The sequence below is a fragment of the Marivivens niveibacter genome (genome assembly GCF_002150005.2).
GTDB lineage: Bacteria > Pseudomonadota > Alphaproteobacteria > Rhodobacterales > Rhodobacteraceae > Marivivens > Marivivens niveibacter.
The window spans coordinates 143319-165125 of sequence record NZ_MSPP01000003.1; the positions used below are offsets into that span (position 1 = coordinate 143319).

Genomic DNA, 21807 nt, shown 5'->3' on the forward strand with positions numbered 1-21807 from the left:
TCGATGGCTTTGGGTATTATCTAACGTTTGGGCGGCGTTTTGTGCCGCTTAGATCGAAGAAGGTGGAAGATGGCATCGCCACGCGTTGCAACGTTTGATGGAGCTAATCCACCTCAACCCTACACCTAGGAAGTTTGCATAGCTTCACCAGTAACCAACTGATCGGTATTCTGCATTATCGTTGGAGCTGGGAGCGGGGGCTTTAGCGCATTGCGCTACCCGCCAACATAGCCGCGCCGCGTGCCATCTGGTTTATGTCTGCAATGGCTTCTGCGATCGACCCAAATTCAAACTTGCCGCCGGTCAGTTCTTCGGGAAGGCGTTCGCCAAGTAATTCGTCAAAGCTGACGCTGTCTGATCCATCGTAGTCAAAGGAATGTAGAACAGCACTCCCCGCAATTGGCGCGATGAGAAACCCAGCAGCACTGAAGCTAGCAACCTGCTGGCTTGATGAATTTGAATCCATAGCCGTGCCTAGCGCGATACTCGAACGGAAAATTCGCGCTAGCTCTGCGACAGTGAGCTCACCATCTCCTGTTATATCGGCAACGTCGAACATTGTGCGGGCACACGCTCCAGTGTTCTCGCGACATGTCCAAGCCGCTTTGTCAAAGCCTTGAAGAACTTCGAAGGGTTCGCCCAGCAAAATTTTCGCGGGTGCGAGAATGTCCGAGCACCTCCGCAACTCTACCATATCAAATGCTTCGGGAGTGGTAGAAGGATGAATAGACCCATCCGTAAGTGCCAGGTGAAGATCTTGGGGTGTTTCCGCAGCAAAGTCTTGGTTGGGCCATGCTTGGATAAATTGTTCGCCCTCTACGGTTGCAATGAACGCCGATGAATCGTCCGAACTCGCGCGAACTAGAAACCAATCGTCGATTTCCGTCTCCGAAATTTCAGAGCTTTCAAGTATGACGCCAGTTTCACCATCGCCAAATGCTGCCAGGGTATAGCCTTGAAACTCCAAACTGGATGGATCGCCACAGTTGTTCGTCGTCCAAAGACCGACAAGTTCATCTTGGGCAAGCCCAGTTGTTGGTAGCCATGCCAAAACTGCAAAGATTAAGTGTTTTCGACCCATCGATATTCCTCCCAGCCTCAATTGATAGGAGCACCCTCGTCCTCGATGGTCCACGTGGCAATGCTGGAAATCCCTTCCTCTCAGGTATCTATTGTCACCATCGAATGTCAGAACGCGGCCATAGCCCTTGAATCGACGATCAGCCTTTTGCACACTTTTTGTCAGAGTTTTTCATGAATTTGCCCCGCTACGGTCATCACGAAGCGATAGCTACATAGCTATATGGCCATATTCGGCGATCTTTTCTCCTAATAACTGTATAAGGGGAAACCACTACCAATTCAGTGAATTGTTAATACAGTTTCCTCCAAGCATTCCCTTCACGATCAGTTAGGTTCTGTAAAGCTGTTCTAATGTTCTTACTCAACTCCGAGTAACTAATAAAATCGACCGCGCCTTCCTTTCTAATACTGGGCGTCCTGAAGGGATTTCCTCTCCGTCTTAAGTGAGCTTTGAGAACTTTGAAGACATTGCTTCTGAATGGCTTTAGTAGCAGGTCTCTTCCTTGAACTGCGATTGTGCCGCCGTTTCTGAATGTATCTATTCCGGTAATGTCGTTAAATTTACTTTTCGATTGAGGCGTCGTTTTTCCTAGAAGTGGTAACTTAAATTGAAAGAAGTCACCCTGCATCTTGGTGAAGGAGTAGGATCTAAAATCAGCAACCTCGGTTAGCTCGTTTTCTCTTAGCCAATCTTTTCCTGTTCTGACCTCAATACGTGCACGTTTCTCATCCTCGGCTAAAGCTTTGGATGTATGCTTGGTCTGTGTATCAATGACCTTATGCATGATCCGGGTCAGTGATCCATGTTTGCGTGCTCCCAGGTAAAACGTAGCGTCTACTGCGGCCGACTTATAAAGATCATGGTCGTATACATTGACATATGGAGGCAAAGGATTGCTCGTATCCGGTGTTACGAACTCTGTTTCTTTTGGTAATTTGCCCCATGTAAATCTTGGTTTTTTCAAACTAGATTTGAAATGTTCACCTTTGGCGTAGAGCGTTTTGGTGAGGAGTCCTACCATGCGTTGGTGCTCAATATCGCGCCTAGCGTGAGAGTAGGCATCAACACTTACTTCGATATCGACCACCTGCGGCGCAGTTCCATAAGGATGTTGCTTAGCCAGTTTTTCTAGTCGTTGTGCCACGAACGCTAATGATTCTGGTTCTTGGAACTTGATCCGGAACGCCTGCGATGTGCCATGTCCGTTACCATCGATTTCCTTCACGAAGCACTTCCGGCTTTGGGTTTGTAATAGGCTATGCTGAATGTGTCTGACCTGGCTGTTTGTTGTTAGACGAATTTCTACCTCTACCCAGTCAATGACGGCTTTGAATGTATATTTACCCAAATTGAAATCAGGTGTGGGGACAATGCGGTTCTTGTATCTCGGCTGGTGTCCATTGGCTGGTTGAAGCTTGAATTCAAGCGGAGGGATTTTTGATGACGTCTTTGCGGTATGCAGTGGTGAAGTGATCTTGGTCATTGAACGTTAGGTGTAAAAAATGAAATTTATGTTCGCCGAAGGGTAGCTTCGGCAAGTGATCGAATACCTTATGTTTTTCAATCACTTCAGGTCGGCTGCAATCGCCTCGGCTTGCTTTAGAACGGTTTTTACTGCGTCCAGTGTCAAATCTGGTGGGTAGCCGTAGAACGTGAGGATCTTTTTCACCGCGACCCGCATCTTTGCACGCACGTTATCGCGGCGCCACCAATCTGCACCAGCATTGTTCCTGACGGTTTTAACGAGCTCTGTAGCAATCACCTTTAGTTTGTCATTAGACATGATGTCGATTGCGCTCTTGTTTTGCGCCAAAGCGTCATAAAATGACCGTTCTTCAGGCGTTAGCCCATCTTCTGGCTGTTCGCGCAAATCTCTGGCGATTTCGATCAATTCTTGGATGATTTGTAGGGCATCCACACTGCGGTTGTGATAGCGGGCGATCGCTTGCTCTAATCTACCGGAAAACTCTTCGTTTTTGACAACATTGCTGCGCGTTTTCGCTTTAATCTCGCCGTTTAACAACTTCTTCAGTGCCTCAACGGCAAGGTTTTTGTGCTCCATGTTCTGGAGCTCAATCATGAATTCTTCGGAAAGGACGCTGATATCTGGCCGGTCAAATCCGCAAGTCTCTAGGATGTCGACGACCTCGGTAGATGCAACCGCGTTATTCACAAGCTGTTGGATGGCGAAATCAGGGCGAGCAGATCCCGCACTAGGCGCGCCCACCCCTAATTTTTCTAAACCCGAGCGGATCGCTGTAAAGAATGCCACTTCAACCGCATGATCGGTTGCCTGTGGGCTACCTGAAGCAAGTTTATATGCCTTCACGAGTGCGGCAACTGCATTCAGGAATCTTTTCAGAAACGTTTCGTCCTCTTGCCTCTTTGCAAGCACATGTTCGATAGCAAATTGCAGCGCTCCGAAACGCGAGTTTGCGTCGCCGTTGAGGGCGTCCTGATATTCGAACCCGTGCATGACCTGCCTGATGACGTCCAGAGCGTCTAGGAAGGTCGCTACAGCGTCAGCTTCGCTAATTCCGGTCTCTGCCTGGTCTGACTGCGAGTAGTGCGCTAGGGCGGCTCTCAGGTCCGCTGCGAGCCCTATGTAGTCCACTACCAGTCCTGCCGGTTTCCCTTTGAAAACTCGATTGACCCGTGCGATCGCCTGCATCAAGCCATGGCCCTTCATCGGTTTGTCTACATACAGGGTGTGCATGCACGGTGCATCGAAACCTGTTAGCCACATATCCCGAACGATCACGATCTTCAGCGGATCTTTAACGTCCTTATACCGATTTCGAATGGCTTCTTGCTTTGACTTGGAGCGGATGTGGGGTTGCATCGATTGTTCGTCACTGGCGCTTCCAGTCATGATGACCTTTATTGAGCCTGTGTCGTCAGTGTCGCCATGCCAATCGGGGCGCGCTGCCACAATGCGATTGTAGACCTCTACGCAGATGCGTCGGCTCATGCATACGATCATGGCTTTACCGTCGATCGCTTTCATTCGCTCATCGAAATGGGTCAAAATATCTTCGACAACAGCATCTAGTCGCTTATCTGCGCCGACTAATGCTTCAACTTGGGTCCACCGTTTTGCAACGGAAGAAGTGGCGTTGTCATCCAAGTCTTCGGTCGCTTCGTCAAAATCTTCATCTATGTGTGAGACAGCGGCTTCATCGAGTTCGATTTTGGCAACGCGGGCTTCGTAGTAGATCGGCACAGTCGCGCCATCTTGAACTGCTTGGGATATGTCGTAAACGTCGATGTATTCGCCAAATACCCCGCGAGTATTTGCTCCAACCAATTCGACAGGCGTGCCAGTAAAGGCAACATACACAGCGTTCGGCAAAGCTTTGCGAAGTTGGTAAGCTAGGCCGTGTTTTATGTCGCCTGTTTTAGAAATTTTTGCATCGAAACCGTATTGGCTGCGATGTGCCTCATCTACTAACACGATGACATTGGAGCGCTCGGTTAACTCCGGAAAAATATCGCCTTCATCTGGTCTGAACTTTTGGATCGTTGAAAATATGACGCCGCCAACTTCGCGGGCGAGCAAAGTTTTCACGTCGGAGATGCTTTCAGCTTGAACCGGTTCTTCCCCCAGAATGTCCTTGCAGCGCCCGAACGTTCCGAAGAGTTGATTGTCCAGATCGTTGCGATCTGTGAGCACAAGGAGGGTTGGGTTCTCTAACGTGGGGTGGTGCATGACCCTGCCAGCGAGAAACGTCATCAGGAGCGATTTTCCAGACCCCTGAGTGTGCCAGATGACCCCAGCCTTACCATCCCCACCTCGTGCGCCCTGAATGGCCTCTACGGCCTTCCTGACGGCGAAGAACTGATGGTAGCCTGCGACCTTTTTGATCGGTCCTCTACCTTCATCTTCAAACACAACATACCAACGTAAAAGGTCGAGCAGTGTCTCGCGGTTCAAAAGGCCCTTTGCAAGTGTCGAAAGGGCCAAATCTGACCCGCTAGGAACCAACGATACGCCGTCTAAAGTGCGCCATTTCATAAAACGATCTAAATTCGCGGATAGCGAGCCATAGCGGGCGGTATGTCCGTCACTGATAACGTTCAGTAGCGATGTCCGGAACAGGTCTGGGATGTCATGTTTATATGTTTCGATTTGGTTCCAAGCCGCTTCGATATCCTTACCCTCAGTTCCCTTCAGTTCGATAACAACAAAGGGCAACCCGTTGAGGAAGATAACCACATCGGGAATTCGGGTGTTGCTTCCAACCACGTCGAATTGGTTGATTGCTCTCCAATCATTGACCGCGTCTGTCCAATCAACAAGCTTGACGACTGCATTGCGTTCTTCGCCTTGATCAAAATACGTCGTTTTTATGCCGTCGACGAGCAGTTGATGGAGGCGCCTGTTTTCTTGGATTATGTCAGTCGTGAAAACAGCATCTAAGACCTTATTTGCCGCCTCCGATAGTGCGCGCTCGGGTAAGTCTGGGTTCAGTCTTGTCAGCGCATCTCGAAATATGGGTTCTAGTATCGTTTGATGATAAGAAGATCTTAGGCTGTCTGGGATGTCAGGAGCGGCTTGTGAACCATGAACGGACGGAATGTTTTGCTGTTCGAGTTCCGCAAGAAGATAATTTTCGAGGTCAGCTTCAGTCAAAAACGCCATTTATTCGGTTTCCAAGGATTTTTTGCGCATTTCGGCGGAAATTTTCTGAATATTCGGGGTGAAAAAGGTCTCAAATTTTGAATGATTGTCCGCAAGCCATGCGATCATGTCGGGCCAATTTTCTTTGCTGTAACCTTGAACTGCTTTCTTCACCAACAGAACGCCTGCATTCCGTTTTTCCGGATATTGCCATTCGAGCGGCTCGGCGAAATCGTTAGGATTGATATCGGTCTGATCCTTCAATTTTTCCATAAAGGCTTGGTTGAGGTCTCGGTCGCCAAAGTCGAAATGTATCTCGACGCGGATTTCATGCCTGAGAAATGACAATTTCAGCGATACACCCGGAACGTCGATGCTCGATGTGATGCTGCGGTCCTTGCGGGGGCTGTTGCTGAGCCATCGAGTGTTTCCACGTTTGCGAAAATCTTCCAACAGATCGGCCCAAAACGCCAATCGCATCTCGTGGCTCCACCGTTTGTGGCCCTTAGTTGCCTTTTCTTCGGTCTCTTTCGCCGTCATTTGTATCATAAATTCAGCGGCTTCAGGTGTCGGGATCACCTGTTGGATGTCCACGAATAGACTATCGCCGTGCTGGTAAGGTGTTACTCTTAGGCAGCGGGCGTCAATGTCATGCTCTCTCAGCCAAAGCACCGTTGACGTTACTTCTTTGCGAAAATGTGCCGCAATAAACATTAGTCTCTGGGCATGCCCTTCGTTGAGCACGACGCCATCGAGGCTGTCTACGTCCAAGAACTCACACATGCGTTCGTTCGCATTTCCACCGCCGCAGTAACGGTCTAGGTATTGTTGATAAATAACGAGGATTTGGGACTTGGTCAGGCTCGACACATAGGCGGCATACTTCAACGCTTGCCAGGCGACATCACGGCCGGAATCGTCAAGCTTATTTTCAATGATGACCAGTTGTCCCTCTTGGTCGATGGCGAGTAGGTCCAATCGCTCACGAGTATCGGCAAACCCATCAAACTCTTTTTGAATGATCAAGAGTTCTTCGCCCAGGGCATCAGGCTGGTTCGCAAGCCATTCCTGAAGATGTTCGCGTTCGCGTAATTTCAACTCTGAAAAGCGCGCGGAATATAGTTTTTGAATGCGATTTTTTGTGAGATCTACCTGAAACATAAATTAAAAACCTAAATTTCCCGAAAGTTACCTAAGTCTCTGCTGAAAAAGAAAAATACCTTCGAAAACACCCATTATTTTCTAACTATCGCTGTGATCACGGCCCAGCCTTAGGATGTCGCGGACTAGGCTGGGTATGTTTGCCATCCCGCCACTCAACGCTGTAACGCCTAGTTGAACTGCTTTTTTCCCAATTTCTGAACCAGCGCCTTTGACGGCTTGTTCAATAAACATCCGGAATAGATTTTGTCTTTCGACCCCCGCCAGTTCATCGCGATGCCTTAATAATTCGTCCTCGATTTTCGCTCTCGCGCCTTCGGGCATGACTTCGAACGCCAGTGCCAGAAATTTGTCGCCTGAAAGAACGATAATTGAACTGTTGAAGGATGAATCGACGATGCCATAGTCTTTTTGGACCAAATCCTTGGCGAATTCGCGCAAGTATCCGTCTTCTATTTGAATGCGAACCTTATCAGACACGAAAAGGTCGTCATTTTCTTCACGGATGCGGTTCTCGATGATGATCCTCAAGCGACGCAATGCTTCGGTTTCATCGGTTAGTTGGCGGTAGGACAGTTCGTCCAGCATCGATCGCACTTTGCCCCGTTTTGCGCGGAGTTTTTGAGCGATTTCGAAGGCCGTTGGTGGATTTTCGAAAGACCAGCCGTCGCTATGTTCGATCAACAGGCGCAACACCAGTAAATCGATCTCGCGTTTGGTCATCGTCGTAAAGCCGCCCGACAAATATGCTGTCAAAAAGTCCGTGGCAAAGCTGTCTCTATCCAGCTGATCTAAAATCGTCATGATACAGCATCCAACTCTTCTTTCGCCTCGCCAACGCGAAGCTCGCCAGACATGAGGCGGGGCAGGAGGGTGTCGCGGAGGGTTGCGAGGGTTTGGTTTTCGGCCGTAATGTTACGGACCTGTTCATCAATTGGCCGCACGATATCTTCAAATGCGTCACGTAACTCATTTGGCGAAAGGACGAGCTCAAGGCTGGAAAGCTGTTTTTTGTTGATGGAACCGAAGACAGTTCCTTCGTTATCATAGGCCTTTAAGGCATCCGATAGCGCCCACATCGCTTCATAACCGTAGGCATTGCGGCCTGACTTCTCCGCAAGAGACGCTACGCCTCGACCGATGCAGCATTGTTCCCAAGCTCGGTTTAGATCACCAACAGGTGCTCGAACGCTCAATAGGATACTATCACGCGGGGCCATTCGAGATGGAGCCGAGCAGTATTTTCTGATCTTTGGAAACCTGAAGCCAAAATCTGTCCTTCCTTGATAGAATGGTAGACCGTTTCCGTTCTCGTTATATGTGTCTCCGGGCGGGGACTGGCCCATTACGATATCGAATGCATCTACCAACGATCCAATGTCCCACCCTTCCGGCAAACCGTCCTCGCCGAAGCTGTCGGGGAAGAGGGCGGCGGTGGCGGGGTCCATGTGGGCGGGGGCTCGGCCTTGGGCTTTGGCGTGGACGGGGTCAAAGTCGATAAACCACGACCGATAAAGCGCCCGCGCCATCTCCTCCAGCGTCGCCGCGGTCTTGCGGTTCAGCTCGATCTTGTCATCCAACGCCCCCAATACTGCCGCGATCTCGCGTTGTTCATTTCTATCGGGAAACACGAATTCCACAGACTTTTGTGCTTTTAGGCCAATAGTGGGAATGGTGGAAATCCCGGTCACTCGGGTCAAGAAATCTTGAAATATCCGTGTGTCGAAAAAATATTTTAGAAATTGGCGGTCGATCCTACCGTTCTCAGCTACGCGATACAGAGTTATTTGAGGATTTAGTATAATCTCACCACAATGGTCTGGCGGAACGATGGCTGTCTTTCCGATCGAACCTTTATGGGTGAGTAAAACATCCCCCGCCTTTGCGCGCCCCTTGGTTAGACTTTCTGCCGTCTTGTGGTTGAGCCTCTTGGCTCCAGTCAGATCAATGCGACCTGAGGCCATTTCTGCACCAGTAATTAGCGGCAAGCCAATCGGACCAAATTCTTCGGCCTTTGGGTATTTTGAACCGTGATTTCCATCCTGAATTACCAATAAGTCACCGGCCCTTAGAAGTTCTTCAAACGTCGCTCGCTCCCAAGAGCCAGGCCAACTGGAAGCATCCGCAATTTCTAAGCGACCAGCAGTCATTCCAACGCTCCCAGCCGGGCCTCGATCTCGGCTTCCAGCCGCTGCCCTTCGGCGAACTGGCCGCGCAGTTCTCCCATCAGGCGCTCGAACTTCTCCTCAAAAGGCTCGCCGTCATCTTCTGCCGCGCCTGCGCCGACATAGCGACCAGGGGTCAGGACGAAGTTATGCTTGGCGATTTCATCGAGGTCTGCCGATTTACAGAAGCCCGGCTCATCCTCATATGTGCCTGCATCAGGCTCTCCGCGCCACGCATGGTAAGCCGTCGCGATTTTGCCGATCTCGTCGGGTGATAGCTCTTTCTGCTTGCGCGATCCAGGCACCAGCGCCCCCATCTTGCGGGCATCGATGAAGAGGACCTCTCCGCGACGATCGCGCAGCTTCGCTTCCTTCGCGATGCCATTCGATTTATCCTTGGCAAGGATCCACAAGCAGGCTGGGATCTGGGTGCCGTAGAACAGTTGGCCGGGTAGGGCGACCATTGCGTCAATTGCGTCCGCTTGCACCAGTGCGCTACGAATATCGCCTTCTCCGCCCGACATCGACGACATAGATCCGTTTGCCATGACAACGCCCGCAATCCCCCGCGAGGAAAGGCGACTGTATACGTGTTGTATCCAAGCAAAGTTGGCGTTACCGCTTGGCGGCGTCCCGTGTTTCCAACGGACGTCTTCGCGCAACAGGTCTCCGGACCAATCAGAGATGTTGAATGGCGGGTTTGCTAGGATGTAGTCGAACCGTTCATCGGGGAATTCATCCCGCAAAAGCGTTCCTTCGGAATTCCAGCGAATATCAGCGAAGATACCACGAATAGCGAGGTTCATCCGCGCCAAACCAAAGGTCGTGTGGTTCCGTTCTTGTCCGTAGATCGCGATGTCGTTGGATTGGCCTTGGTGTGCCTCGATGAACTTTTCTGACTGCACAAAGAAACCACCAGTGCCGCAGCAGGGGTCATAAACGCGCCCCTTTGTTGGTTCGATCATTTCAATGAGTGTCGAGACGACGGACTGAGGTGTGTAGAATTCGCCGCCACGTTTGCCTTCGTTTCCCGCAAATTCACCGATGCAGTATTCGTAGATGCGGCCGATTAGGTCAAAGTCGGCTTTGGTGCCGTCCAATTTGATATCGTTGGTAAACAGCTCGATCAGTCCCGTAAGCATCGTTTTGTCGAGGCTTTCGCGACCGAAAACTTTGGGAAGTGCCCCTTTGAGGCTGGGGTTTTCGGTTTCGATATCACGCATGGCGCTATCGATCATCACGCCAATCTCAGGGTTTTTCGAATTTTTGGCGATGTGAGACCATCGCGCCTTTTCGGGAACCCAGAAAACACTCTCGGCTAGATATTCATCACGATCTTCAGGATCGGAAATGCCGTCGTTTGATAGTTCGGCGTGCAGGCGTTCAAAGGCGACTGATACATACCGTAGAAAAAGGAGGCCAAGTGCGATGTGTTTGTATTCGCCTGCATCCATTGCGCCGCGCATTTTGTCAGCGGCGGTAAAAAGGGTCTTCTCAATGCTCATTCCGGTTCCCGTTAGATAGTCGGACGGTGACGGTTGGCACCCGCGAAAATCAACTTTTGCGGGTGCGGTTGCGCTGAGACTAAAGGAATGGAAAATTTGCGCAATTCCGAAATAGCTGGCTAGCTATTCCTTCGTTGGGAATTGATTTGATCTACAGATTTTTGCGTTTCAAAGCATAAGAACAAAAAGTCACGCATGCTGAGGCCTGACTGAGCAGCGTAAGCCTTGAAAGAACGGTGCCAATGAGCAGGCATGTTAAATGTCATGCCGATTTGGCGGTTGTTATCGGAGTCCTTGGGGGGCATTTGTAGCCTTTCTATTTGTGTTCTATGAAAAGCTACAAAGCTGATTTTTTGAGTCAATAGTTATTTTAAATCAATAAGTTAGTGTTTATTTACCTTGGGCCTCTATTTGGTCTAGGGCTTCGGCTAATCGAGCGAGTGCCGTTGCTTGTGGATTTTCCGAGCTCTCCAATATTTTCGTATTGGTCAAAATATACACGCCAGCAGTGTCGCTCCCGCCTTCGCTTCGGAGAGGGGTTGCGTGATCAAGGATGGTTTCGATCACTGCAAGCGGTTGCCCAATTTCGCGCATTAATGTGCCAGCGGTCCTTCTAAGGTCGTGGCGGTGCCAATTATGAACACCCGTTTGTTTATTCAGGGCTGTTTGAAAACGATCCCAGTTTCCCAGAGGACCTTTGCCAGTGCTATTTGGGAAAACAAAATCGGTCGGTTTCGCCGTTTCCCATCCGGGAAGTGATTTGAGTAAGTTTATGATGGCCGAAGGGAGTGGGAGATCTTGGCCTCTCGGGCCGCCTTTGGTCGCCTTTACGGATGGTTTCCGCCAAATGGAATTGTCCTTGTCGACTTGGCTCCAAGTCATCTTGCAAACCTCCTCACGTCTCGCGGCTGTCATCAACATGAAGCGCAGTGCAATCGGCCTGTAGTCGTTTTCAGGTTGAATTGAGTTGTTTCCAATTTGTGGAGCCGGATATCGAAGTAAGGGGAGAATGCTGCGCAGTTCTTGGTCGTTCAAAACTCTGGAGCGCACTCCTTCTATGGAAGGGTCTGAGTTGGCGGGATCGTGGGTCGTTTGAACGGCGGCAACTTCAATTTGGGGTCTTCGTGCTGCACCAATTTTAGAAAACCTTCCTCGTCCGGCGACCCAATCAAAAACTGGTGACAAGTAAGCTCGTGCTTTAGACACTTGCCCATTGGCTGAAGTCTTCGCGGAGCTGGCGTTTGCTGGAACGTAGCTAGACATAGCGTCAGCTAAGGCCTCTGCTGTTATTTTCGATACTGGTGTATCTAGAAGATCTTTAAAAACACGACTTAAGACACGTTCGGCTTGGGCGAGTTCAGTCTTGGGGCCGGCGGGTTGCCAAATTTTCAAACGTTTTCCTGGGCCGTTTTTGTATTCAGAAATAATATCGCGAAGTGAGGGGGAGCTTTCTGCTTGGCTCGTCTGTTCTCTCAAGGCTCGCTTTTCACCGTTGATATCGACGCCTTCCTTCAGCTGCTTGTAAATTTCGCCGGCTTTTATCCGTGCGTCTTGTAGGGATAGGCTTGGATATTTCCCTATGGTGATGGTTCTTGTTTTTCCCTGATTGTCTCGGACCCTTGTGGCAAAGCTGATTGCTCCACTTGGTGATATTCGAGCGATCAATCCTGTGGTGATTGTGTCCTTGATTTCCTGCCGCGAGTTAGAGGGCTTAACTTTCTGTAGAAAAGAGTTGGTAATTTTAAGTGTGGGCATTCTGGGGTTACGCTGGGGTTACGCTGGGGTTACAAAATTGCTTCTATTGGGTGCGGGCGCCTGCGTCCTCCTGCATGTGCCTGCGCGAGTTGGTAGTTATTTATCTAACTGATTTTAAATCACTATTTTTGATATTGATCAAGTATTATTGGGATTTGCTCAGGGGTAGAGCAGTGGATTGAAAATCCTCGTGTCGGTGGTTCGATTCCGCCCCTGGGCACCACTTTTTCTACAATTGAAATCTATGATCTGATCTGCGCCATCGCTGTGTCGTGCGGTTTTGCGTCGCGTCTGTATGTGATGACAAAACCTGTCAAAGGCCTTAATAGCTTAAGTGAACTTGCATGTGGGTGCCTTTTGGTATACTGCGGCATACAATGAGCTTTCCCGGACTCGCCAGAAGCTTCTGACACCCGGCGCTCTAGCTACTTAAACATATAGCCGACGGGACAATCATGAGCTTATACGCTGATTACTTGAACGAGATCGAAACGCGCAAAGGCGAAGGTCTGCACCCAAAGCCGATCGACGATGGCGCACTGGTTGCTGAGTTGATCGCGCAGATCAAAGACGAAGCAAACGAACACCGCGCAGATTCGCTGCAGTTTCTGATCTACAACACCCTGCCAGGCACCACGAGCGCCGCAGGCGTGAAAGCAGCGTTCCTGAAAGAAATCATTCTGGGCGAAGTAACCGTTGCTGAAATCACTCCAGAGTTCGCATTCGAGCTGCTGTCGCACATGAAAGGCGGCCCTTCGGTTGCTGTTCTGCTGGATCTGGCGCTGGGCGATGACGCTTCAATCGCGGGTCAGGCTGCTGACGTTCTGAAAACCCAAGTGTTCCTGTACGACGCTGACATGGCTCGTCTGGGTGAAGCGTTCAAAGCAGGCAACGCAGTCGCCAAAGACATTCTGGAGAGCTACGCCAAGGCGGAATTCTTTACCAAACTGCCAGACGTCGAAGAAGAAATCGAAGTCGTGACTTACATCGCTGCCGAAGGCGATATCTCGACCGACCTTTTGTCGCCAGGTAATCAGGCGCACTCGCGTTCGGACCGTGAACTGCACGGCAAATGCATGATCACGCCAGAAGCGCAGGCCGAAATCCAAGAGCTGCAAAAACAGCACCCAACCAAACGCGTTATGCTGATCGCTGAAAAAGGCACCATGGGCGTTGGTTCGTCCCGTATGTCCGGCGTGAATAACGTGGCGCTGTGGACCGGTAAACAAGCCAGCCCATACGTTCCATTCGTGAACATCGCACCAGTTGTTGCTGGCACAAACGGCATTTCGCCGATCTTCCTGACCACTGTTGGCGTGACCGGTGGTATTGGTCTGGACCTGAAAAACTGGGTCAAGAAAGTCGACGCAGACGGCAAGCCGATCCTGAACAACGACGACAGCCCTGTTCTGGAGCAGAAATATTCGGTCGAAACCGGTACAGTTCTGAAAATCAACACCAAAGAAAAGAAACTGCTGAGCGACACTGGCGAAGAGCTGGTTGACGTTTCGGGTGCTTTCACTCCGCAAAAAGTGGAATTCATGAAAGCCGGCGGTTCCTATGCCGTTGTATTCGGTAAGAAACTGCAGACATTCGCGGCGGAAACTTTGGGCGTTGAGGCAACCCCAGTGTTCGCACCAGCCAAAGAGATCAGCAAACCTGATCAGGGCCTGACCGCAGTTGAAAAAATCTTTAACCGCAACGCTGTTGGCGTCACCTCCAAAGACCCGCTGCACGCAGGTTCCGACGTTCGCGTCAAAGTAAACATCGTTGGTTCGCAGGACACCACTGGTCTGATGACGTCGCAAGAACTAGAGGCGATGGCGGCAACCACCATTTCGCCGCTGGTCGATGGTGCGTATCAGTCGGGCTGTCACACGGCATCCGTTTGGGACAAAAAGGCTCAGGCTAACATCCCGAAACTGATGAAGTTCATGAACGATTTCGGCCTGATCACCGCGCGTGACCCGAAAGGTGAATACCATTCGATGACCGACGTTATTCACAAAGTGCTGAATGACATCACTGTCAGCGACTGGGACATCATCATCGGCGGCGACAGCCACACCCGTATGTCCAAAGGCGTCGCATTCGGTGCTGACTCGGGTACTGTTGCGCTGGCGCTGGCAACTGGCGAAGCCACCATGCCAATCCCTGAATCGGTCAAAGTCACTTTTAAAGGTGAAATGAAAGACCACATGGATTTCCGTGACGTGGTACACGCGACCCAATCGCAGATGCTGAAACAGCACGGCGACAACGTATTCCAAGGCCGCATCATCGAAGTTCACATCGGCACCCTGCTGGCGGACCAAGCGTTCACCTTTACCGACTGGACCGCAGAGATGAAGGCGAAAGCTTCGATCTGTATTTCCAACGATGAAACCCTGATCGGATCGCTGGAACTGGCGAAAGACCGTATTCAGGTGATGATCGACAAGGGTATGGATAACGAAGCCAAAACCCTACAGGGCCTGATCGACAAAGCAGACGCGCGTATCGCAGAAATCAAATCGGGCGCAAAACCTGCCCTGACCCCTGATGACAATGCGAAATACTACGCCGAAGTCGTTGTTGATCTGGACGCCATCGACGAACCAATGATCGCTGACCCTGACGTGAACAACGAAGACGTGTCCAAGCGTTACACCCACGACACCATTCGCCCAATCTCCTACTACGGTGGCGAGAAAAAGGTCGATTTGGGCTTTGTCGGTTCGTGCATGGTTCACAAAGGCGACATGAAAATCGTTGCTCAGATGTTGAAAAACCTAGAGGCAGCAAACGGCGAAGTGAAATTCAACGCGCCGCTGGTTGTTGCAGCTCCGACCTACAACATCATCGACGAACTGAAGGCCGAAGGTGACTGGGACATCCTGCAGAAGTATTCGGGCTTTGAGTTCGACGATCTGTTCCCCAAAGCGCAAGCACGCACCGAATACGAGAACATCATGTACCTCGAGCGTCCGGGCTGTAACCTGTGCATGGGTAACCAGGAAAAAGCAGCAAAAGGTGACACCGTTCTGGCAACCTCGACCCGCCTGTTCCAAGGCCGCGTGGTAGAGGACAGCGCCGAGAAGAAAGGTGAATCTCTGCTGGCATCGACCCCAGTTGTGGTTCTGTCCGCAATTCTGGGCCGTACGCCAACCATCAGCGAATACAAACAGGCGATTGAAGGCATCAACCTGACCAAATTCGCGCCGCCTCTGGCAAAACCTGCGACCACGCAGTCGGCACACTTCTAATCACAAAAGGCGCCGGTCGGATGATCGGCGCCTTTGCTTATTGAAAAGGACCCCAATTTCGGGGTCCTTTTTATTTAGTCCGCACCGAATAGATCGCGGGTAAAGATTTTGTCGGCTACGTCGCTGATGTCATCGGTCATGCGGTTCGCGATAATCACGTCACATTGCGATTTGAACACGTCCAGATCGCGTTCAACGCGCGAGCCAAAGAAATCATCATCCTCAAGCACGGGTTCGTAGACGACAACGCTGATGCCTTTGGCCTTGATGCGTTTCATGATGCCTTGGATCGATGACTGGCGGAAATTGTCAGATCCAGCTTTCATAACCAAACGGTAAACGCCGACCTGTTTTGGTGCGCGTGCAATGATCTGGTCTGCCAGATAATCCTTGCGTGTACGGTTTGCGTCCACGATGGCCGCGATAAGGTTCTGCGGAACCTCGGAATAGTTCGCCAGCAGCTGTTTGGTATCTTTGGGTAGGCAGTAACCGCCGTAGCCGAATGACGGGTTGTTGTAATGTGACCCGATCCGCGGATCTAGGCTCACGCCGTTGATGATCTGGCGACTGTCCATGCCGCGCGAAAGGGCATAGCTGTCCAATTCGTTAAAGAACGCGACCCGCATCGCAAGATAGGTGTTGGCAAACAGCTTAATCGCTTCGGCCTCTGACGGGTCAGTGAATAGAACTTCGACATTGGTTTCTTCAGCGCCCTGCAGCAACAGATCGGCAAACGTGCGGGCACGATCTGATTGTTCCCCAACGATGATGCGGCTGGGGTGCAGGTTGTCGTACAGCGCGCGTCCTTCGCGCAGGAATTCTGGTGAAAACAGAATGCGATCGGTGTCTTTTTCTGCGCGGATACGGTCGATAAAGCCGACTGGGATTGTCGATTTTACAACGATTGCGGCTGTGTCATTCACGGCCAAGACCTGATCAATCACCGCCTCGACGCTCGAAGTATCAAAGTAGTTGCTGACAGTGTCATAGTTGGTCGGGGTGGCGACGATCACAAATTCCGCGTCGGAATAGGCAGCAGCGCCATCGGTCGTCGCTGTCAGCGTCAATTCGCGGTTTTTCAGAAACTCCGACAGTTCTGCATCCACAATCGGCGCAATACCTTTGTTGACCATCGACACACGTTCATCAGATATGTCTACGGCGGTCACATCGTTGTGCTGGGCCAAAAGGACGGCGTTAGACAGGCCCACATAGCCCAATCCTGCAACTGCAATTTTCATTTTAATAACCTTGGTCGACGGGCGCAAAGACCGCAAAATCACTTTAAATTAGCGTTGCGAGACGTAGGAGGTAAAGCGGATAACGCCAAACTGTTGTATCCGGATCGATTTTCAAAGACCGCAATTGCATCTTTTGGTTTTCAAACCTATCGCAGATGCAACGTTGCCCTAAGGTAAAATGCTGAAGGGCCTATTTTTAGGTGATGACATGAACAATCCGTTCAAAACTCGTTTAGCAGAGCCCAAGATGATCGCAGCAGCGTGGTCCGAATTGGGCAGCCCTGACACAGCTGAAATCATGGTGCGCCACGGTTGGGATGTCATCGTGATCGACGGCGAACATGGGCGCGGCGGTTTAGAGGATTGGGTCCATGTATCCCGCGCAGTCGAAGCCGCAGGCGGGACAGTGGTTTTACGTCTACCCGAAGGGTCTGACACCGTAATCAAACAAGCATTGGATCGGGGATTTCGTAATTTCATCGTGCCGATGGTAAATTCGGCCGAGGAAGCGCGCCGCATCGTATCCGCATTCCATTACCCATCTCGCGGCCATCGCGGCTATGCCGCGCCGATCGTGCGTGGTTCCAATTGGGGCGCGACGCCTAACTATGCCCGTGAAAACGCCTCTGAAGAGGTCGTAATTATGGTGCAATGTGAACATGTTGATGCGGTCGCTGATCTAGAACAGATTGCGGCGATTGACGGTGTCGATGCGATCTTTATCGGGCCAAACGATCTAGCCGCCTCGGCAGGGTATCTGGAGCGTATGGACGATCCAGCGTTCTTGCCTGTGCTGGATCAGGTCGAAACCATCGCGAAAAAACATGGCAAACCTCTGGCTACCGTGCGCGGTCCCGGTCGGGACTGGGATGAATTGGAACGCCGTGGTTTCCGTTTAGTGGCGGGTATCAATGATGTATCGCTTATCATTGATGGTGCGCGGGCAGAATTGGAAAAACTGACGGGCCAATCTGCTGGGGCGGCTGGACGTTATTGATCCTGCCGGCACGACCTGACGACATCCGAAATCTGGCGTAAATGATCAGACAGTGGGCTTGTTTTACGCCAGATCATCCCGATTGTTCGGCGCGGTTGGGGATCTGGAAAATGTGAAACGGCGACAGACGCGGATCGCGTTTCCACGGGCACAGCCATTTCTGGTATCAGGGTAACCCCCATGCCTGCGCCGACCATTTGGACCAAAGTGGACAGCGAACTGCCGTCCATCACTTCACGTGGGCGGACGGATGGCATCGAACAAAACGATAGCGCCTGATCGCGAAAACAGTGGCCTTCTTCTAGTAACAGCAGACGCATTTCCCGCAGGATTTCAGCCGATGGAACGGGTTTGTTCGCATCGTTTTCGGGCCGAACCAAAACGAAATCTTCGGTGAACAGGGGCACCTCTTCGAATTGGGTTTCCGAAACGGGTAGCGCCACAATCGCGGTGTCGATTCGGCCAGCGGTTAGCTCTTCGATCAGGCGCGGTGTGATTGTTTCGCGGATGTGGACCGTCAGACTGGGAAATACCGTATCAATCTGCCGCATTAGGCTGGGCAGCAGGTACGGCGCGACAGTCGGAATCACCCCGATCCGAAGTGGCCCTGCGATGCCCGTCGCAGCGGTTCGCGCAAAGTCGCCTAATTCATCGACGGCGCGTAGGATATCGCGGACGCGTTTAACGTATTCTTCGCCAAAGGTCGTCAGGCGAATGTTGCGCGTTGTCCGTTCAAACAACGGTGCGCCAACAGTTGCCTCTAATTCCTTGATTTGCATGGACAGCGCGGGCTGCGTGATCGCGCAAGCATCGGCGGCATGTCCAAAATGCCCCAGGCGTGCGACGGCATCAAAGTAACGTAATTGTCGGAGTGTGATGTTATCCATTATTTTTACTTATATATCTTATCAGAAAATACAAATTAAAATTATTAACGCCTAGGGTTAGATTGATTCCAGAATGAAATTAGGCCGCAGCGCACCCCCGCGACTGCGAACCCAGAGGGAGAGACCAATGGATGGTAACAACGTGGGCAAATGCCCAGTCATGCATGGCCCAGTGCCAAACGTTAGCAACAAAGCACGCGGTAACCGCGATTGGTGGCCGAACCAGTTGAACCTACAGGTTCTGCACCAGAACCCTGTGGCTGGTAACCCGCTAGGTGCTGATTTTAACTATGCCGATGAGTTCAAAAAGCTGGATCTGGAAGCGGTCAAAGAAGACCTGCGCGCCCTGATGACCGACAGCCAAGTCTGGTGGCCAGCAGACTACGGCCACTACGGCCCGATGTTCATCCGTATGGCTTGGCACTCTGCCGGTACGTATCGTACCGCTGACGGCCGCGGCGGTTCGCGTTCGGGCACGCAGCGCTTTGCGCCACTGAACTCGTGGCCTGACAACGTCAACATCGATAAATCCCGCCGCCTGCTGTGGCCGATCAAACAGAAATACGGCAACAAACTTAGCTGGGCAGACCTGTTCATCCTAACAGGTAACGTTGCGCTGGAAACCATGGGTTTCAAAACCTTTGGTTTTGGCGGCGGACGTCCAGACCAATGGGAACCAGAAACCGACATCTATTGGGGCCCGGAAGGCGAATGGCTGGCGACATCTGACAAAGACAACAGCCGTTATTCGGGCGACCGCGATCTGGAAAACCCACTGGCTGCTGTGCAGATGGGTCTGATCTATGTGAATCCAGAAGGCCCAGACGGTAACCCTGATCCTGTGGCTTCGGGCCGCGACGTGCGTGAAACCTTTGGCCGTATGGCGATGAACGACGAAGAAACCGTTGCTCTGGTTGCTGGTGGTCACACCTTTGGTAAATCGCACGGCGCTGGTGATGCGGCTTTGGTTGGCCCAGACCCAGAGGCTGCGCCGATGGAACAAATGGGTCTGGGTTGGGCATCGGCCCACGGCACAGGCATTGGTGGTGATACCATTGGTTCGGGCATCGAAGGTGCGTGGAAACCAAACCCAACGACTTGGGATATGGGGTACCTGAAAGTGCTGTTCAAATACGATTGGGAACTGTGCAAATCGCCAGCAGGCGCGCACCAGTGGCACCCAATTGATTGCGAAGACGAAGATATGGTCGTTGACGCTCATGATCCGTCGAAAAAGCATCGTCCGATGATGACGACTGCGGATATGTCGCTGAAATTCGACCCGATCTACGAACCGATTGCACGCCGCTATTTGGACAACCCAGATGAATTCGCGGACGCATTTGCTCGCGCTTGGTTCAAGCTGACCCACCGCGATATGGGCCCGAAAGTCTGCTATCTGGGTTCCGAGGTGCCAGACGAAGAACTGATCTGGATGGATCCAATTCCAGCGTGCGACCACGAAGTTGTTAACGCAGCCGAAATCGCAGACCTAAAGGCGAAAATCCTGTCGTCTGACCTGTCGGTACGTGAGCTGGTTCTGGCTGCTTGGGCGTCGGCATCGACCTTCCGCGGGTCGGACCTGCGCGGCGGTGCAAACGGTGCACGTGTGCGTCTCGAACCACAAGTTAACTGGGAAGCAAACGAACCGGCGCAGCTGGCCAAAGTTCTGGACGTTCTGGAAGGCATCAAAGCCGACTTTGAACAAGGCGGTAAAAAGGTATCGCTGGCTGACTTGATCGTTCTGGCAGGTTCTGCAGCTGTCGAAAAAGCCGCAAAGGACGCGGGCCACGATATCGAGGTTCCGTTCACTCCTGGCCGTATGGATGCAAGCGCCGAACAAACCGACGCTGAATCCTTTGAACCGCTAGAGCCGATGGCAGATGGTTTCCGTAACTATCTAAGCCAACAGTTCGCAACAACGGCAGAGGAACTGCTGGTCGACAAAGCGCAACTGTTGACCCTGACAGCGCCTGAAATGACCGTTCTTGTCGGTGGTCTGCGTGCAATGGGCGCTAATTATGGCGACACAAAGCATGGTATCTTCACAGATCGTGTGGGTCAGTTGACCAACGATTTCTTTGTAAACGTGCTGGACATGGGCACCGTTTGGAAGGCCGTCGAAGAAGACATGCTGTACGAAGGCCGCGATCGCGCCACTGGTGATGTGAAATGGACTGCGACCCGTGCTGATTTGGTGTTCGGCGCTAACTCTCAGCTGCGCGCACTGGCAGAGGTCTATGCTCAGGACGACAACGAAGCGAAATTCGTTGCCGACTTCGTCGCGGCTTGGACCAAAGTCATGGAATTGGATCGTTTCGATCTGAAATAAAGACACCCGTAGGATGGGGTGGGGGTCGCGCTTCGGCGCGGCCCCATTTTTTATGTGCTGGCGATCTGTACGGCTGTGTCCTGAACCGACGTTAATGCCGTCTCTAACGCGGCACTGTCAGCCGCGCGTTGGGTGTCATCAGCGTCTTTGGCTAATGCATGGTCCCATTCAAGAAACAGCGCAGCCCCGCTGGTGAACGGGAGAGGCAGGACCATTTTATCCCATGTCCCCAAAATGCGGTGCCGTTTGGTCGAAAAACCAAAGGTGTACACCTTTGCGCCCGACCGCCGCGCCCAATCCAACGGTGCCGGTTTCAACTGACGTGCCGGGCCTGTTGGGCCATCCGCGGTCAATCCCATTGATCCGCGGGCCCGTAGGTGGCGCAGCACCTTGCGGGATGCGGTTAAATTGGTGTCTTTGGCCGACATCGAAATAGGCGAGAGCCCAAATCGCGATTGAACCCCTGCCGATAGATTTCCCGCAGGTGACGGATCGCGCAGGGTAACCAGTTTCACCTTTTGATTGGCAACATGTGCAGGAGCCATCAGGATGGCGCAGTGCCACATGACCAAAATGGTCGGACCTTCGGTGACGGACTGGCGAAACCCTTCGCCGCCGCGAATATCCCATCGTGTTGTGGCAAAGCAAAATCGCAAATACAGCGTCAAGGCACCGCTGACGGCAGCGTTGATGATGGCTGAATTTTCGATCTTTTTGCGTAGGTTCATACGGGGACCAGACGTAACAGTGTTGGGTGTTTGTTTTGGCTGTTTGATACCAATGCGTGCAATCCAATCAAGGTGAATAGCGCAAG

Annotated in this window: 14 protein-coding genes and 1 tRNA gene; 4 read left to right on the forward strand and 11 right to left on the reverse strand. The window is 51.7% G+C overall.

The features are described 5' to 3' along the window. Positions 1–202: 202 nt before the first annotated feature. From BVC71_RS09410 to BVC71_RS09445, 8 genes are all read right to left on the reverse strand, one after another. Complete coding sequence (locus tag BVC71_RS09410; RefSeq protein WP_086451418.1) at positions 203–1081, reverse strand: EF-hand domain-containing protein; 879 nt, start codon at positions 1079–1081, stop codon at positions 203–205. 292 nt (positions 1082–1373) lie between these two features. Continuing rightward, complete coding sequence (locus BVC71_RS09415) at positions 1374–2567, reverse strand: hypothetical protein (RefSeq protein WP_086451419.1); 1194 nt, start codon at positions 2565–2567, stop codon at positions 1374–1376. An 81-nt stretch (positions 2568–2648) separates the two neighbouring features. After that, positions 2649–5726: a type I restriction endonuclease subunit R gene (locus BVC71_RS09420; RefSeq protein WP_086451420.1), complete on the reverse strand. Its 3078-nt coding sequence runs from the start codon at positions 5724–5726 to the stop codon at positions 2649–2651. Continuing rightward, entirely contained in the window at positions 5727–6866 is a 1140-nt protein-coding gene (locus BVC71_RS09425) for a DUF4268 domain-containing protein (protein ID WP_086451421.1), read from the reverse strand. Positions 6867–6947: 81 nt separating this feature from the next. Beyond that, entirely contained in the window at positions 6948–7670 is a 723-nt protein-coding gene (locus BVC71_RS09430) for a hypothetical protein (RefSeq protein ID WP_086451422.1), read from the reverse strand. Beyond that, positions 7667–9016 (reverse strand): restriction endonuclease subunit S, encoded by a 1350-nt coding sequence (locus BVC71_RS09435; protein WP_086451423.1) that lies wholly within the window; start codon positions 9014–9016, stop codon positions 7667–7669. The genes BVC71_RS09430 and BVC71_RS09435 overlap by 4 nt, the downstream gene beginning before the upstream one ends. Further along, positions 9013–10536: a type I restriction-modification system subunit M gene (locus tag BVC71_RS09440; protein ID WP_086451424.1), complete on the reverse strand. Its 1524-nt coding sequence runs from the start codon at positions 10534–10536 to the stop codon at positions 9013–9015. The genes BVC71_RS09435 and BVC71_RS09440 overlap by 4 nt, the downstream gene beginning before the upstream one ends. 390 nt (positions 10537–10926) lie before the next feature. Next, on the reverse strand, positions 10927–12291 hold the full coding sequence (locus BVC71_RS09445; protein WP_086451425.1) for a tyrosine-type recombinase/integrase: 1365 nt from the start codon (positions 12289–12291) through the stop codon (positions 10927–10929). Between the two features lie 156 nt (positions 12292–12447). Here BVC71_RS09445 and BVC71_RS09450 point away from each other — a divergent pair. After that, a tRNA-Phe gene (locus BVC71_RS09450) sits at positions 12448–12514 on the forward strand. 232 nt (positions 12515–12746) lie between these two features. Continuing rightward, positions 12747–15536, forward strand: coding sequence for a bifunctional aconitate hydratase 2/2-methylisocitrate dehydratase (locus tag BVC71_RS09455; protein ID WP_086451426.1), 2790 nt, complete (start codon positions 12747–12749; stop codon positions 15534–15536). Positions 15537–15610: 74 nt separating this feature from the next. Here the strand turns inward: BVC71_RS09455 and BVC71_RS09460 are convergent, their stop codons facing one another. Beyond that, a complete protein-coding gene (locus BVC71_RS09460) occupies positions 15611–16777 on the reverse strand; it encodes a nucleotide sugar dehydrogenase (protein WP_086451427.1) in 1167 nt (388 codons plus the stop codon). Positions 16778–16985: 208 nt separating this feature from the next. Here BVC71_RS09460 and BVC71_RS09465 point away from each other — a divergent pair, with 208 nt between their 5' ends. Further along, positions 16986–17774, forward strand: coding sequence for an HpcH/HpaI aldolase family protein (locus BVC71_RS09465; protein WP_086451817.1), 789 nt, complete (start codon positions 16986–16988; stop codon positions 17772–17774). On the opposite strand, the gene BVC71_RS09470 is transcribed toward BVC71_RS09465, so the two are convergent. Continuing rightward, positions 17768–18661 (reverse strand): hydrogen peroxide-inducible genes activator, encoded by an 894-nt coding sequence (locus tag BVC71_RS09470; RefSeq protein WP_086451428.1) that lies wholly within the window; start codon positions 18659–18661, stop codon positions 17768–17770. The genes BVC71_RS09465 and BVC71_RS09470 overlap by 7 nt on opposite strands. A 127-nt stretch (positions 18662–18788) precedes the next feature. Between BVC71_RS09470 and katG the strand changes: the two genes are divergently transcribed. After that, a complete protein-coding gene (gene katG, locus BVC71_RS09475; protein WP_086451429.1) occupies positions 18789–20993 on the forward strand; it encodes a catalase/peroxidase HPI in 2205 nt (734 codons plus the stop codon). Between the two features lie 50 nt (positions 20994–21043). On the opposite strand, the gene BVC71_RS09480 is transcribed toward katG, so the two are convergent. Continuing rightward, on the reverse strand, positions 21044–21721 hold the full coding sequence (locus BVC71_RS09480; RefSeq protein WP_086451430.1) for a lysophospholipid acyltransferase family protein: 678 nt from the start codon (positions 21719–21721) through the stop codon (positions 21044–21046). Between the last annotated feature and the right edge of the window lie 86 nt (positions 21722–21807).

Bases quoted from the DNA above. Each gene is read 5' to 3' on its own strand.
- BVC71_RS09430 (WP_086451422.1), bottom strand. From the start codon at position 7,670: ATGACGATTTTAGATCAGCTGGATAGAGACAGCTTTGCCACGGACTTT.
- BVC71_RS09460 (WP_086451427.1), bottom strand. From the start codon at position 16,777: ATGAAAATTGCAGTTGCAGGATTGGGCTATGTGGGCCTGTCTAACGCC.
- katG (WP_086451429.1), top strand. From the start codon at position 18,789: ATGGATGGTAACAACGTGGGCAAATGCCCAGTCATGCATGGCCCAGTG.
- BVC71_RS09415 (WP_086451419.1), bottom strand. From the start codon at position 2,567: ATGACCAAGATCACTTCACCACTGCATACCGCAAAGACGTCATCAAAA.
- BVC71_RS09455 (WP_086451426.1), top strand. From the start codon at position 12,747: ATGAGCTTATACGCTGATTACTTGAACGAGATCGAAACGCGCAAAGGC.
- BVC71_RS09440 (WP_086451424.1), bottom strand. From the start codon at position 10,536: ATGAGCATTGAGAAGACCCTTTTTACCGCCGCTGACAAAATGCGCGGC.
- BVC71_RS09465 (WP_086451817.1), top strand. From the start codon at position 16,986: ATGAACAATCCGTTCAAAACTCGTTTAGCAGAGCCCAAGATGATCGCA.
- BVC71_RS09435 (WP_086451423.1), bottom strand. From the start codon at position 9,016: ATGACTGCTGGTCGCTTAGAAATTGCGGATGCTTCCAGTTGGCCTGGC.
- BVC71_RS09480 (WP_086451430.1), bottom strand. From the start codon at position 21,721: ATGAACCTACGCAAAAAGATCGAAAATTCAGCCATCATCAACGCTGCC.
- BVC71_RS09425 (WP_086451421.1), bottom strand. From the start codon at position 6,866: ATGTTTCAGGTAGATCTCACAAAAAATCGCATTCAAAAACTATATTCC.
- BVC71_RS09410 (WP_086451418.1), bottom strand. From the start codon at position 1,081: ATGGGTCGAAAACACTTAATCTTTGCAGTTTTGGCATGGCTACCAACA.
- BVC71_RS09470 (WP_086451428.1), bottom strand. From the start codon at position 18,661: ATGGATAACATCACACTCCGACAATTACGTTACTTTGATGCCGTCGCA.
- BVC71_RS09445 (WP_086451425.1), bottom strand. From the start codon at position 12,291: ATGCCCACACTTAAAATTACCAACTCTTTTCTACAGAAAGTTAAGCCC.
- BVC71_RS09420 (WP_086451420.1), bottom strand. From the start codon at position 5,726: ATGGCGTTTTTGACTGAAGCTGACCTCGAAAATTATCTTCTTGCGGAA.